The sequence below is a fragment of the Pseudomonas sp. URIL14HWK12:I12 genome, assembly GCF_003097135.1.
In the GTDB taxonomy this organism is placed as follows: domain Bacteria; phylum Pseudomonadota; class Gammaproteobacteria; order Pseudomonadales; family Pseudomonadaceae; genus Aquipseudomonas.
Genome location: NZ_QEQL01000009.1, coordinates 1 through 13,481, shown reverse-complemented (window position 1 = coordinate 13,481; position 13,481 = coordinate 1). Strand labels below are relative to the sequence as shown.

Here is a 13,481-nt window from a genome sequence, read left to right as displayed (position 1 = left end):
GCAGGTTAGGATCAATCCAACGAATGTTTCTTATGCGACCCATCTCAGAGATTGATGGCAATGACTGGCTACCAAAGCATCGACTCCGATGTGCTGCGCACCTTTGTAACCATTGCAGAGGAAGGCGGCTTCACCCGTGCGGCCGACAAGGTCAACCGCACCCAGTCGGCCGTGAGCATGCAGATCAAGCGGCTCGAAGAAGACGTGCTTCAGCGCAAGCTGTTCGAGCGCGATGGGCGCCAAGTGCGCTTGACCGCCGAGGGCCAAGTACTGCTGGGCTACGCACGGCGCATCCTCAAACTGCACAGTGAGGCGATCAATACCCTGCGCCAGCCGCACATGGTCGGCACCGTGCGCATAGGCACCCCGGATGACTACGCCATGCGCTTCCTGCCGGGCATCCTCTCGGGGTTCGCCCAGGCGTACCCGTTGGTGCAGGTGGAGGTACATTGCGAAAACTCCACGCAATTGCTGCAGCGCAACGACCTGGACCTGACTATCGTCACCCGCCAGCCCGGCGAGAACATGGGCCTGCTGCTCCGCCAGGAACGGTTCGTCTGGGCCGAAGCGGCGGGCTTTGCACCGCACGAGCAAGACCCGATGCCACTTGCGATGTTCAACAACGACTGCTTCTGCCGGCAATGGGCCTGTAATGCCCTGGACACTGGCGGCCGAGCCTATCGAGTGGCTTACAGCAGCCCAAGCCTGGCGGCGATCATGGCAGTGGTGAGTGCGGGCCTGGCGGTCACGGCGCAACTGCAGAGCCTGATGACCGCCGACATGCGCATCCTCGGGGAGGCCGAGGGCCTGCCATTATTGCCCCTGGCCAACATCATGCTGCTGCGTAACCCGGCCAGCCATTCGCCGATGCTCGACACCCTGGCTGAGCATATTGCCGAAGGGTTCAGGCTTTGAAGGCGAGCAACAACGCGCATATCAGTAGAAACACACAGAACAACCGGCGCAGGGCGCGCTCGGGCAAGGCGTAGGCCGCACGCACGCCCCAACTGATGCTGAGCAACCCACCCAGCGACATCGGCACCCCCATGCGCCACAGTACCTGGTCATGCAGCGCATAGGTGAGCAGGGTGACCCCCGTGCTGGGCAAGGCCAGCGCAAGCGACAAACCCTGCGCCACCACCTGGGTAGTGCCGAAGGTACCTGTCAGCACCGGGGTGGCCACCACTGCCCCGCCGACGCCGAAAAAGCCGCCCAATGCGCCCGATGCCGCCCCCAAGGCTGCCAGTGCCGGCCAACCGTGGCGCACCTGCCCGGCCGCTGGCGACGTGACCTGGAAGGTGCGCCACGCGTTGAAGCCCGCCAGCAGCACCAGGAACACGATGAACCCCCAGCGCATCGCTGCGGCATCCAAGCCCACCGCGATCATCGAGCCGGCCCAGGCGAAGACGAAGCCGGCCAAGCCCAACGCCAGCGCGTGCCGAAGGTCGATACGATTGCGTTGATGGTAGCGCCACAAGGCAAGCATCACGTTCGGGACCACCATCACCAGTGCGGTGCCTTGAGCCAACGCCTGATCAAGCCCGAACAACAAACCCAACGCCGGAATCGCGATCAGCCCTCCGCCAATGCCGAACAAGCCCCCCAAGGCCCCCATGCCAGCGCCCAGCACTGCGTAAAACAGGATATCCACTACCCATCTCCTCACCGGTGAGCGCGCAGGGTAATGCAAACCAACATAGAACGAACTTATGCGAACGCGCACCGCTCAGTATTTCATGTGGCCAGCCAACGCAAATGGAGCCCAGCGACATTCACTGGCACACTAAATACATGAGCGGCACGCACTGCCGCACCGGCCTTGGATGAAGGACCAGCATGAGCACCGACACTTCTCGCGTAACGCCCGCAGCTTCCAGCGACCCTTTATTGCTGGATAACCAGCTGTGCTTTGCCCTGTATTCGACCTCGTTGATGATGACGAAGGTTTATAAACCTTTGCTCCAGGCAATGGGGCTGACCTACCCGCAGTACCTGACCATGCTGGTACTGTGGGAGCGGGACGGCTTGACCGTGGGTGAGATCAGCAACCGGCTGCTGACCGACCCCGGCTCGCTGACCCCTCTGCTCAAGCGCCTGGAGAGTGAAGGCCTGCTCAGCCGCACACGCAGCAAGGAAGATGAGCGCGTCGTGCTGGTAAACCTCACCGAAGCCGGCCGCCAGCTCAAGGCCAAGGCCCAGTCGGTACCCGGGTGTATCGTCGAGGCCACGGGTTCTGACGTTGAAGACCTGCAGCAGATGCAGGAGCAACTGCTGGGCCTGCGAAAGCAGCTACAGGCAAAAATGTAGGGAGTCTGGGTGATGCGGTCGGGCCGTTGACCGCTCATCCACAAAGCCACATTTTATCTTGCGCGCAAAATAAAACATCGCTAACTTTAACCATATATCTTGTACGCAAAATATTAATGCACATCAAAAGGGCCCTATCATGACTCATTTCACCGCCATCTACACCGCTACCTCTTCCGCCACCGGCGGCCGCGACGGCCGTGCCGTTTCCAACGATCACGCCTTGGATGTGAAACTGACCACCCCCAAAGCGCTGGGCGGCGCCGGCGGCGAAGGTACAAACCCGGAGCAGCTGTTCGCAGCCGGTTACTCCGCTTGCTTCATCGGGGCGTTGAAGTTTGTGGCGGCCCAGCAAAAACTCAGCGTGCCGGCCAGTGTGCGGGTGAGTGCCGATGTGGGTATTGGCCAGATCGAAGGCGGCTTCGGCCTGGATATCGACCTGCATATCGAACTGCCGGGCCTCGAGCAAGCCCAAGCGCAAGCGTTGGTGGATGCCGCACACCTGGTTTGCCCATATTCCAACGCTACCCGCGGTAACGTCGATGTGCGCCTGCATGTGAGCGTCTGAGCCCTGGCGTAGGCCTCGAGTCGGCAATGGCTTACATGCGGTAGTGGCAATCACCACTTTTGGCCGACCCGCGCCGGCCTTAATCTACACCTACCAACGCACTGCGACGGAATGCAGTGTGACGATCAAGGACGGTCGACCATGGCCATGAAAGGCTGCCGGCAGGATGCTGGAATGGTAATGGCAAAGAACCCGCTTCGGCGGGTTTTTCGTTTTCGGCCAAGAAGTTTGGGCGCTGGGTAGTCGGCGAACAGGCGGGCTCCCCCTGAAGCGCCACGAGGCGCCTGTGTCGCTCGGTAGCGACCAGCAACAAAAAACCCGCCATCGGCGGGTTTTTTTGCATCGCAACGAGGCGATTACTTCTTCGAACGGCTCTTGAACGAACCGTCGCGAGTATCGATGTCGATCATTTCGTCGATCTCGATGAAGTCGGCTACCTGGATTTCAGTGCCGTTGGACAGCTTCGCAGGCTTCATGACCTTGCCGGAGGTATCACCACGGGCAGCGTTTTCGGTGTACACGACCTTGCGGCTGATGGTGGTCGGCAACTCGACCGATACGACTTTCTCTTCGTACATGGTCAGGGCGCAGACGTCTTCCATGCCTTCTTCGACGTACGGCAGAACGGCGTCGATGTCTTCGGCGTTCAGCTCATACATGGTGAAGTCGGTGGTGTCCATGAAGGTGTAGGAGTCGCCGCTGATGAACGACAAGGTAACTTCCTTGCGGTCCAGGATCACGTCATCGAGCTTGTCGTCGGCGAAATAGACAGTTTCGGTTTTGTAACCGGTCAGCAGGTTTTTCAGCTTGGTCTTCATGATCGCGCTGTTGCGACCCGACTTGGTGAACTCTGCCTTTTGTACCAGCCATGGATCGTTATCGATGCGCAGTACGGTACCGGGTTTCAGCTCTTTACCAGTTTTCATTACAAAATTCCGGATTCGGTGGGGGTGGTGACAAATTCAAGCCGCATATCATAGCCAATTTCGGTGAAATTTAACCAGCGCCGTAGCGAGGTCCAGCCGAGCGGCCTGCTCGGCGCACCACTGGCGGGCATGCTCAACCAGTGTTTCCCGGTGGGCAAGCCATTGCTGCCAAGGGGCGGCCATGTCAAGGCTGCGATTCCAGGCACGCCACAGCCCCAGCAGCGCGGCCTGGGCCGGCACCGGTAAACCACACTGGCTGTACAACTCGAGAAAAGCTTCGAGCTTGTCCAGATGAACATCTTCGTCCTGGCGATAGATATGCCAGAGCATAGGCCGGCCCGCCCATTGGGCGCGTACGAAGGAGTCCTCGCCTCTTACCGCATTGAAGTCACACGCCCAGAGCAGCCGGTCGTAATCCTGCTGTGGCACGAACGGCAGCACCTGGATGTGCAGGCGCCCGCGTTCTGCCTGCTCGCCTACCGCCAGCGGCTGGCCCAACCAGTGGTTTACGTCACCCAGGGCCTTGCCTTCCGGCACCAGCAGTTGGATCGGCAGGGGGCCCGCAGCCATTGCGCCCAGCCAGCTGGGCAAGCTGGGGTTTTCATAAGCGAACAGTGACACCAGCAAGGCACCGGGCCGGCGAATGACACTCAGGCTGCGCAGGAACCGCTCGCGCGCGGCTTCATCGAAGGCATCTCGACGGGCGAGCAGGCCCTGCTCGCGCAGCAGGCCGCCCGTATCGGGGCGAAAACCGGGGAAAAAGAAAAACTTGCGGTAACCCGTTGCCGAAAACGATGGCAGGCCATGGCAGCCACCTACCCAGGGTTCGGCACTCAGGTAATCCAGGTTCAGCCAGAGCGAGAGTTGAGCCTGCGCGGCCATGGCCTGCACATAAGCCTCTGGCAGCTTGCAGCCGAAGGCCTCGATCACCACCGGCGCCACCTGTGCAGGCTGCCAGGGCTCGGGCCATTGCCGTATCTGGACGCCTTCATGCCACTGCTGCGGGGCGTTCGCCATAGCCTGCGGGCACAAGCGAACGAACGAGGGCAGATGATCGACCCACAGGCGCACCTGCAAGCCGTGCTCGGCCACCAATTGCCGTGCCAGGCGCCAGGTGACCCCAATGTCACCAAAGTTATCTACGACTTTGCAGAAGATATCCCAACTTGGCCGCGACAAAACCCATGCCTCACTGAAAAGAAGGCGCATTTTGCGCGCAGCCCGCTGCACCCGCCAAGCAAAGCCTTGCGGCTGTGCCACAATGGCCGTTAATTCCGCCTTGGGGGCACACTCATGAACAGCCGCTTTTCCCCTCTGCAACTGGTGCTCTGCATCGCCCTGGGCCTGTGGCTCGGCGCAGTGGCAATAGGGCTGAGCGCCTGGCTTGCGTGGCGCTACCTGCCTGCAGCGCCGTTGCCGCCCCTCCCGGCGCCTACTGCCAGCCGAGCACCCGCTGCGTCCCCGGCGCCAGAAGCAGCTGTGCCAGCCGGGCCCAGCCCTGCCCAACCGGGCAGCGAGGCTATGTTCCAGCAATATCAGCAGAACCTGCACAGCCAGGCGCTGCGCCAGTATGAAGACGCCGCGCGCCGCGACCCTGCCAACCAGAGCAACCTGCAATGCCAGTTCTGGCTGGAGCAGTCGCGCAACGCCCCTACCGACCAAAGCCGCGAAAATGTCGCGCGCCTGTGCCATTGATCATGAACAAAACCGCGTTACTGGCGGGCATCGTCGCCAAGCTCGAGCAAGATCACGACCTGCTGATGCGCGCCGTGCAAACCGCACGCGACGCCGCTACTCACGAACAGAGCAAAGCCGAGAACAAATATGACACCCGGGGGCTGGAAGCCTCATACCTGGCCCACGGCCAGGCTCGGCGGCTGCAGGAAATCGCCCAGGCGCTTGCGCGCTACCGGGCCTTGAAGGTGCAACCGCACGATCCAGAGATTGGCATTCGCACCGGTGACATGCTCAACCTGCGCGCCGATGACGGCAGCAGCCGCAACCTGTTCCTGGGCCCGGATGCTGCGGGCCTGCGCCTGGAACTGGGCGGCCAGGCCTGGTTGGTCATCACCCTACAGGCGCCGTTAGGCCAGGCATTGCGGGGGCTGGGCGAAGGCGATGAAGTCACCCTCAGCCTCGAAGGTGGCGCCAAAGGCTATGCCATCGTCGCAGTGCAATAACCCCATGCATTGTTTTGCGGCTGCCTGCTCCGGCATGATGCGGCCATCCCGAAGGCAGCCCAAGGACTCCTATGAACCTGCCCCCCCGCCAGCAGCAGATCCTCGAACTGGTGCGTGAGCGCGGTTACGTCAGCATCGAGGAGATGGCCCAGCAATTCGTCGTCACCCCTCAGACCATTCGCCGCGACATCAACCAACTGGCCGAGAGCAACCTGCTGCGCCGCTACCACGGTGGCGCAGCCTATGACTCGAGTATCGAGAACACCGCCTACGCCATGCGCGCCGACCAGATGCGCGACGAGAAGCAGCGTATCGCCGACAAAGTGGCCGAGCAGGTGCCGGATCACGCCTCGCTGTTCATCAACATCGGTACCACCACCGAATGCATCGCCCGGGCGCTGCTCAACCATCACCAGCTCAAGATCATCACCAACAATATCCATGTGGCTTCGATCCTGAGCGGCAAGGATGACTTCGAAGTGCTGCTGGCCGGCGGCACCGTGCGGCGCGACGGCGGCGTGGTCGGCCAGGCTTGCGCCGATTTCATTCAGCAGTTCAAGGTCGACTACGCCTTGGTCGGCATCAGCGGCATCGATGAAGGCGATGGCAGCCTGCTGGATTTCGATTATCAGGAAGTGCGCGTATCGCAGGCGATCATCGCCAACGCCCGGCAGGTGATCCTGGCCGCCGACTCCAGCAAGTTCGGGCGCAATGCCATGGTGCGCATGGGCTCGATCGGGCTGGTCGATTGCCTGGTCACCAACGAAGCGCCCGCCCCCGCGCTGATGGCCGTGCTCAACGAGCACAAAGTACGCCTGGAAGTCGTCTGACCCCTCCCCGCCACCGCCGGCCGGCGGTGGCAATGTTCGCTTATGTTCTTTTTCTTGCACTTTGATCGAATTTATCAATCGAAGGTGGGTAGCGATGCTCGTTTTGTTGCGCTACTATTTTCGGAAATGAACATTGAATGTTCGGTTTCACGCGGATTCGAAACCGACCACCGCCGTGCGAATGCTGGGAGGCTGCCCCGATGTCCCGACACACTACCCCCGTCCCCCCTCTGGCCGAAGCCTATGACGTTGCCGTGATCGGTGGCGGCATCAACGGCGTCGGGATTGCTTCGGACGCCGCTGGCCGTGGCCTGTCGGTATTCCTGTGCGAACGCGACGACCTCGCCAAGCACACCTCGTCGGCAAGCAGCAAGCTGATTCATGGCGGCCTGCGATACCTTGAGCACTATGAGTTTCGCCTGGTGCGTGAAGCGCTTGCCGAGCGCGAAGTGCTGCTCGCCAAAGCGCCGCACATCGTCAAGCCGCTGCGCTTCGTGCTGCCGCACCAGCCCCACCTGCGCCCGGCCTGGATGATCCGCGCAGGCCTGTTTCTCTACGATCACCTGGGCAAGCGTGAAAAGCTCCCGGCGTCGCGCAGCCTGCGCTTCGGCCCGCGCAACCCGCTCAAGGCCGAACTCAAGCGTGGCTTCGAATACTCCGACTGCTGGGTCGACGATGCACGGCTGGTCGTGCTCAACGCTCAAGCTGCCCGTGACAACGGCGCGCACATCCATACCCGCACCCGTTGCGTGGGTGCACGCCGTAGCCAGGGCCTCTGGCACCTGAACATGGAACGGGCAGACGGCACGCAGTTCTCGATTCGCGCCAAGGCGCTGGTGAACGCTGCAGGCCCGTGGGTCGCTCAACTGCTGCGTGAAGACTTCAAGCTCGAGTCGGCCTACGGTATCCGCCTCATCCAGGGCAGCCACCTGGTGGTGCCCCGCCTGTATGAAGGCGAGCATGCCTACATTCTGCAGAATGAAGACAAGCGCATCGTGTTTGCCATTCCTTACATGGAGCAATTCACGCTGATCGGTACCACCGACCGCGAATACACCGGTGACCCGGCCAAGGTAGCGATCACCGAAGCCGAAACCGATTACATCCTTCAGGTGATCAACGGCCACTTCAAACAGCAGCTCTCGCGCGATGACATCGTACGCACCTACTCGGGCGTCCGCCCGCTGTGCAATGACGAGTCCGACAACCCCTCGGCAATTACACGCGACTACACCTTGGCGCTTTCGGGTGAACGCAACGAGCCACCGCTGTTGTCGGTGTTTGGTGGCAAGCTGACCACTTATCGCAAGCTGGCCGAGTCGGCCATGGCCGACCTGGCGCCATGGTTCCCGAACATGAAAGGCAGCTGGACGGCCAAGGCACCGCTGCCCGGTGGCGAGAACATGACCACCCCGCAAGCCCTGGCCACCGAGTTGCGCGCCCGCCATGCCTGGCTACCGGCAGATATCGCACAGCGCTGGGCCACCACTTACGGCTCTCGCAGCTGGGCGCTGCTCGAAGGCGCCAGCGGCGTCGACGACCTCGGCCAGGACTTTGGCGGCGGCCTGACGGCCCGTGAGGTGGATTACCTGTGCCGCGAAGAATGGGCACTGGAAGCCGACGACATCCTGTGGCGCCGCACCAAGCTCGGCCTATTCACCACGCCCGAGCAGCAACAGGCACTGCGGGACTACCTGAGCCGGCAGCACCAGAGCCAGGCAGCCTAACGCGACGGGGGCTTGAGCGCCTTGAGCGGGTAGACGTCATACCGGCTCGACTTACCCTCGATCACCAAGCTAGGCGCCCGCCCTTCGAGGGCAGGTGCCTTGCGTGGCCGCTTGACCACCACGCGGTGGCTGGCCAGCGCCAGCGCAGCCTCCAGCAACGCAGGCGCGTCCAGGTCATCCCCTACCAAGGGCCGAAACAGGCGCATCTCTTTTTTCACCAACGCGCTTTTGTCGCGATGGGGAAACATCGGGTCCAGGTAGATCACCTGCGGAGGCTCGCCGTGCCAGTGGCCCATCACGTCGATGGCGTTGCCCTGGAGCAACTGCATGCGCGCTGCGATATCGGCAGTCTCGGCCGACTGCGCAGCGCGCGCCAGGCCATCTTCCAACAACGCAGCGATCACCGGCTGGCGCTCGATCAACTGCAGTGGGCAGCCCAGGCACGCAAGCACGAACGCGTCGCCACCCAGGCCTGCGGTGGCATCGAGCACCTGAGGGCGTACGCCGGCCTGCAGGCCAACCGCCTTGGCAATCATCTGCCCGCTACCACCGCCGAACTGTCGCCGGTGGGCTGCGGCGCCCTCGACGAAGTCCACTCGCACCGGCCCCGGTGCCTGAGGGCCAAGCAGTTGCAGCTGCAGGCCCGGCTCCCCTACCTGCAAGGCAAGCTCTGCAGAGCCATCGAACAACGGCAACCCCAGGCGCTCGGCCCACTGCCGGGCAAGGGAGGAATAAGCATCGCCTAGGGCCTGGACTTGCAATACAGGCGCCGTCTGTCGGTCTGGCATGGGGTTTCTCGCAACGGGGTTAAAGCGACGGCCGGGCTAGCCGATAGCAACAGTGTCCGGTATTTTGCCAGAACTCAGCCCAGCGCCCGAATCCCATGTCCGATTTCGTCTCCGCCCCTGTCGGTTACGTCTCCCCTGTCGGGAACTACAGCCAGCGCAACGTCCAGACCCTTGGCGGCAGCAGCACGCTGTGGCAGGACTTCTTCGCTCGCGCGCAGGCCGAGCGCCGGGGCGATATCGAAGCCGGTGCCGAAGGTGCCTTCGAACTGCTCGCGCAGCCCATCGACGAAAACGCAGCGCCGGCCAGTGGCGAGCCAACCCTCGAACAAATCAACGACCAGCGTGCCTGCCCCATCACCGAGAAGGTGATCGAGCCACCCAAGCCGCTGTTCCTGCCGATTGCAGAGTTCGATACCGACCTGCTGCCCAAACCTGCGACACCCTACCCGCCTGCGGAGATTGCGCAGCAGCAGTACGAGCTGCAATTCGACGAAGCGTGGGCACGCCCGGTGGTGATGAACTACGGCAAAGCTATCCCTACGCCGGGCCCCGGCCCCTCGCCCCGCTCGCTCTATTTACCGATCGCGGAATTCGAGACCGACCTGCTGCCGCCCCCCAATACGCCCTACTCGGCCACCGAGATGGCGCAGCAGCAATATGAGCTGCAGTTCGACGAAGCCTGGGCTCGCCCGGTGGTGCTGCAGAACATCCGCGTTGCCGCCTGAGCCCAGCCTTTTAGCGCTTCGCACGCCACGTATTCCACGTAGAATGCTGGCAACAGGACACTAGCTCACGGAACCGACATGCCTTCGCGCTCCTCCCTCTTCTCCCAAAGGCCGCTGATTACGGCACTGGTGATGCTGCTGGCCGGCGCGCTGATCGCCACCTCCTTACTCAGCTACTACGCCTCGCGTAGCTCGATCCGCGACAGCATCATCAATACGGAGCTGCCGCTAACCTCCGACACCGTCTATTCGGAAATCCAGAAGGACCTGATTCGCCCGGCGCTGATTGCCTCGATGATGTCGCGCGACACCTTTCTGCGCGATTGGGTGATGAGCGGCGAGCAAAACCCGCAACAGATGACCCGCTACCTCAACGAGGTGATGGAGCACTACGGCGCCTACACCGCGTTCTTCGTATCCGAGCAAACCCGCACTTACTACCAGGCCAAGGGTGTGCTCAAGCACATCGACCCGGCGGAGCCTCGCGACGCGTGGTACATGCGCGTACGCGAAATGGCCGAGCCCTCGGAGATCAACGTCGACCTGGACATGGCCAATCAGGACAAGCTCACCTTTTTCATCAACTACAAAGTGTTCGATTACCAAGGCCGCTTCATCGGTGCCACCGGGGTCGGGCTCACGGTGGACGCAGTGGTCAAGCTGCTGGACCGCTACCAACAGCGCTACGGGCGCCAAGTGTATTTCGCTGACAGCCAAGGCACGCTAATGCTCACAGGCGCCGATGGCGGGCCGGGCGGCGCGCGTGCCGGTACTGCTCTTCAGAGCTTGCCGGCGCTGGCCGACCTCATGGCGCGGCTGCCCAGGCCCGCTGATGGCCAGTATGAGTACAGCGAGCAAGGCACGGGCCACTTCCTCAACGTTCGCTATCTGCCAGAGCTGCACTGGTACCTGTTCGTCGACACGCGCGAAAACGGCGCACTCTCCGGCATCCGCCAGTCGCTGTACCTGAACCTTGCCATCTGCGGCCTGGCGATCGTGCTGATGGTGCTAGTGTTCAGCCATGTATTGCGCCGTTACCAGCGCCAGGTGGAAGCCCTGGCGACCCAGGACAGCCTGACCGACCTGCCCAACCGCCGCGGCTTCAACCTGTTGGCCGGCCAGGCGCTGAGCGACGTGCAGCGCACCGGGGCGCCCTTGAGCGCGCTGATGCTCGACCTCGACAAATTCAAAGTGCTCAATGACACCCACGGCCACCTGGCCGGCGACGAGGTGCTGGCCGGCTTTGCCGAGGTGCTGCGCGACACGCTGCGCCACAGCGACATCATCAGCCGCTGGGGCGGGGAAGAATTCATCGTGTTGCTCAAGGACACCGACGGCAACGCGGCCCAGGCCATCGCCGAGAAAGTGCGCCAGCGCACCGAGGCTCATGTGTTCCATTACCGCGGCAAAGCGCTGCGTATAACCACCAGCGTAGGCCTGACGCTGATGCAGCCGGGCGACAATCTCGAAAGAATCATCGCCCGTGCCGACAACGCGCTCTACCGCGCCAAGCAGAGCGGCCGCAACCGAGTGTGCAGTGAACAAGCCAACAGCCCCCGCGCCTGAAACCCTGTGCCCGGCCTGCGGCGCTCGCAACGGCTGTGCCGTGGCAGCCGGCACAGCTGAACCGTGCTGGTGCTTCGGCGTGAGCATCAGTGCCGAACGCCTGCAGGCGCTGCCGCCCGAGCTGCGCAATGCGCGTTGCCTTTGCCCGCGCTGCGCCGGCGTGCTTGAACAGCTGCAACAGCATGCGCCTTGACCGCCTGATTGCCCTACGCGGCCCGTTCAACCGCCAGCAGGCGCGGCTCGCGCTTGCCCAAGGCCGCGCACGGGTCAATGGGCAGGTATGCCGGGAGCCAGCGCATGAAGTGAGTGCCTTTGACCGCGCCGAAGTCGACGAGCACTTGCTGCAAGCCGGCGAGCCGGCACGCTACTACATGTTGCACAAACCCACCGGCTGCGTGAGTGCCACCACCGACCCCAGCCACCGCACCGTGCTGGACCTGCTCGCCCCCGAGCACCGCCAGGGCCTGCACCTGGCCGGGCGGCTCGACTATCACACCACGGGTTTGTTGATCCTCACCAACGACGGCCAGTGGTCACGCCGCCTCACCCAGCCCGGCAGCCAGCAGCACAAGCGCTACCGCGTATACACCGAGCAGCCGATTGAGGAGTACTACGCCAAGGTGTTCGCAGAGGGCCTGTACTTCGCCTACGAGAACCTCACCACCCAACCCGCCACCCTCATTCGGTTGGGTAGCCATAAGGCCGAGCTGAGCCTGGTGGAAGGCCGCTACCATCAGGTCAAGCGCATGTTCGGCCATTTCCACAACCGTGTGACTGGCCTGCACCGGCTGAGCATGGGGCCGCTGCAGCTGGACCCGAGGCTAAGGCCGGGGCAATACAGGGCTTTGAGGAGCGAGGAGATCGGGTTGGTGTGACGGGTTGGGCAGGCTGCGAGCGAAGGGGCGAGAGATGCCAGGCTCTGCAACGGGAGATTTATTTCGAGGGTGGGGTTCCCAACCGGGGGTGGTTCTGGTAAAAAGTGCACCCTTCGAGCGGGTATAGTTTAGTGGTAAAACGAAAGCTTCCCAAGCTTTAGTTGAGGGTTCGATTCCCTCTACCCGCTCCACCTCCAAACCAGTAAACCCGGGCATTCCAGGCAATCCCACCCAGCCCTGAAGTCCCATCAAAGCCTATCCTTCCAGCTTTCAAATCCCTACCCGAGAGTCACCAAAATCTGGTGCACCGTCGACGCTGTCCGTACGGATGAATCGACCGGTAGCGACCTGCCCCACTGCCCTGGAATACATCCTAAAAGACTCGTTCCGACGCCATGTCTGCGAGCCATCCCTCGCTACCCTCAGGTCACCCCAAATCGAATCGAGCCAATCCGACCCAACCCAAATAGTGAATCGCCCCTGGTTTCATAGACACCTCCAAGCCTCATAATGAGGCCCAAATAAGAGGTGCCATGAGTCGTCAGCGTTACCCCGAAGAATTCAAGATCGAAGCGGTCAAGCAAGTGACCGAAAAAGGCAAACCCGTCGCCGATGTCGCCCAGCGCCTGGGCATGTCCGTGCACAGCCTTTACGCCTGGATCAAGGTCTACAGCAAGCCCCAAGAGCAGCGTCAGCAAGACGGCGATCAGCAGGCCGAACTGCGCAAGCTGCGCGCTGAGCTCAAGCGCGTGACGGAAGAGCGAGACATCTTGAAAAGGCCGCCGCGTACTTTGCCAAGGAGTGCGGCTGAAGTACGCCTTCATCAAGAAGCACTCGACTGATTACCCGGTTCGGCGCCTTTGCCAAACCCTCAAGGTGCACCCTATCGGCTACTACGCCTGGCTGCCCGAGCCTCAATCTGCCCGAGCAAAAGAAGATCAACGTCTGCTTGGCTTGATCAAACACGCCTGGCTAGAAAGCGGAGATGT

15 protein-coding genes, 1 tRNA gene and 1 pseudogene are annotated in these 13,481 nt (G+C 62.3%); 13 read left to right on the top strand and 4 right to left on the bottom strand.

The genetic code is table 11. The annotated features are described in order from the left end of the window. Window positions 1-60: 60 nt before the first annotated feature. Complete coding sequence (locus F474_RS21900; RefSeq protein WP_097089353.1) at window positions 61-915, top strand: LysR substrate-binding domain-containing protein; 855 nt, start codon at window positions 61-63, stop codon at window positions 913-915. Here the strand turns inward: F474_RS21900 and F474_RS21895 are convergent. Further along, window positions 905-1,666 carry a sulfite exporter TauE/SafE family protein gene (locus F474_RS21895; RefSeq protein ID WP_256577854.1) on the bottom strand — a complete coding sequence of 254 codons (762 nt, stop codon included), beginning with the start codon at window positions 1,664-1,666 and terminating at the stop codon, window positions 905-907. The genes F474_RS21900 and F474_RS21895 overlap by 11 nt on opposite strands. Before the next feature lie 170 nt (window positions 1,667-1,836). Here F474_RS21895 and F474_RS21890 point away from each other — a divergent pair, with 170 nt between their 5' ends. Beyond that, on the top strand, window positions 1,837-2,307 hold the full coding sequence (locus tag F474_RS21890; protein WP_097089356.1) for a MarR family winged helix-turn-helix transcriptional regulator: 471 nt from the start codon (window positions 1,837-1,839) through the stop codon (window positions 2,305-2,307). Window positions 2,308-2,446: 139 nt separating this feature from the next. Further along, window positions 2,447-2,875: an organic hydroperoxide resistance protein gene (locus tag F474_RS21885; protein WP_097089358.1), complete on the top strand. Its 429-nt coding sequence runs from the start codon at window positions 2,447-2,449 to the stop codon at window positions 2,873-2,875. 356 nt (window positions 2,876-3,231) lie between these two features. Here the strand turns inward: F474_RS21885 and efp are convergent, their stop codons facing one another. Both efp and earP read right to left on the bottom strand, forming a co-directional pair. Beyond that, on the bottom strand, window positions 3,232-3,801 hold the full coding sequence (efp, locus tag F474_RS21880) for an elongation factor P (protein WP_097089360.1): 570 nt from the start codon (window positions 3,799-3,801) through the stop codon (window positions 3,232-3,234). Window positions 3,802-3,849: 48 nt separating this feature from the next. Then, on the bottom strand, window positions 3,850-5,010 hold the full coding sequence (earP, locus tag F474_RS21875; protein WP_097089390.1) for an elongation factor P maturation arginine rhamnosyltransferase EarP: 1,161 nt from the start codon (window positions 5,008-5,010) through the stop codon (window positions 3,850-3,852). Between the two features lie 84 nt (window positions 5,011-5,094). Between earP and F474_RS21870 the strand changes: the two genes are divergently transcribed. From F474_RS21870 to glpD, 4 genes are all read left to right on the top strand, one after another. After that, entirely contained in the window at window positions 5,095-5,496 is a 402-nt protein-coding gene (locus F474_RS21870) for a hypothetical protein (RefSeq protein WP_097089362.1), read from the top strand. Window positions 5,497-5,498: 2 nt separating this feature from the next. Then, a complete protein-coding gene (locus F474_RS21865; RefSeq protein WP_097089364.1) occupies window positions 5,499-5,981 on the top strand; it encodes a GreA/GreB family elongation factor in 483 nt (160 codons plus the stop codon). A 71-nt stretch (window positions 5,982-6,052) separates the two neighbouring features. Beyond that, window positions 6,053-6,811, top strand: a complete 759-nt coding sequence (locus F474_RS21860; RefSeq protein ID WP_097089366.1) for a DeoR/GlpR family transcriptional regulator — start codon at window positions 6,053-6,055, stop codon at window positions 6,809-6,811. A 200-nt stretch (window positions 6,812-7,011) separates the two neighbouring features. After that, complete coding sequence (gene glpD / locus F474_RS21855; RefSeq protein ID WP_097089369.1) at window positions 7,012-8,538, top strand: glycerol-3-phosphate dehydrogenase; 1,527 nt, start codon at window positions 7,012-7,014, stop codon at window positions 8,536-8,538. Here the strand turns inward: glpD and F474_RS21850 are convergent. Further along, window positions 8,535-9,326, bottom strand: a complete 792-nt coding sequence (locus F474_RS21850; RefSeq protein WP_097089371.1) for a class I SAM-dependent methyltransferase — start codon at window positions 9,324-9,326, stop codon at window positions 8,535-8,537. The two genes, glpD and F474_RS21850, sit on opposite strands and share 4 nt — an antisense overlap. 95 nt (window positions 9,327-9,421) lie before the next feature. On the opposite strand from F474_RS21850, the gene F474_RS21845 reads away from it, so the two are divergent. The 6 genes and pseudogenes from F474_RS21845 to F474_RS21820 all read left to right on the top strand — a co-directional run. Then, window positions 9,422-10,051, top strand: coding sequence for an energy transducer TonB (locus F474_RS21845; protein ID WP_097089373.1), 630 nt, complete (start codon window positions 9,422-9,424; stop codon window positions 10,049-10,051). A gap of 78 nt (window positions 10,052-10,129) precedes the next feature. After that, window positions 10,130-11,617, top strand: coding sequence for a diguanylate cyclase domain-containing protein (locus F474_RS21840; RefSeq protein WP_097089375.1), 1,488 nt, complete (start codon window positions 10,130-10,132; stop codon window positions 11,615-11,617). After that, complete coding sequence (locus F474_RS21835) at window positions 11,589-11,810, top strand: cysteine-rich CWC family protein (RefSeq protein ID WP_097089377.1); 222 nt, start codon at window positions 11,589-11,591, stop codon at window positions 11,808-11,810. Before F474_RS21840 ends, F474_RS21835 begins: the two co-directional genes overlap by 29 nt. Next, on the top strand, window positions 11,800-12,492 hold the full coding sequence (locus tag F474_RS21830) for a pseudouridine synthase (RefSeq protein ID WP_097089379.1): 693 nt from the start codon (window positions 11,800-11,802) through the stop codon (window positions 12,490-12,492). The genes F474_RS21835 and F474_RS21830 overlap by 11 nt, the downstream gene beginning before the upstream one ends. Window positions 12,493-12,609: 117 nt before the next feature. Further along, a tRNA-Gly gene (locus F474_RS21825) sits at window positions 12,610-12,683 on the top strand. A gap of 342 nt (window positions 12,684-13,025) precedes the next feature. Then, window positions 13,026-13,481 (top strand): annotated as a pseudogene (locus F474_RS21820) (transposase); the annotation flags it as partial.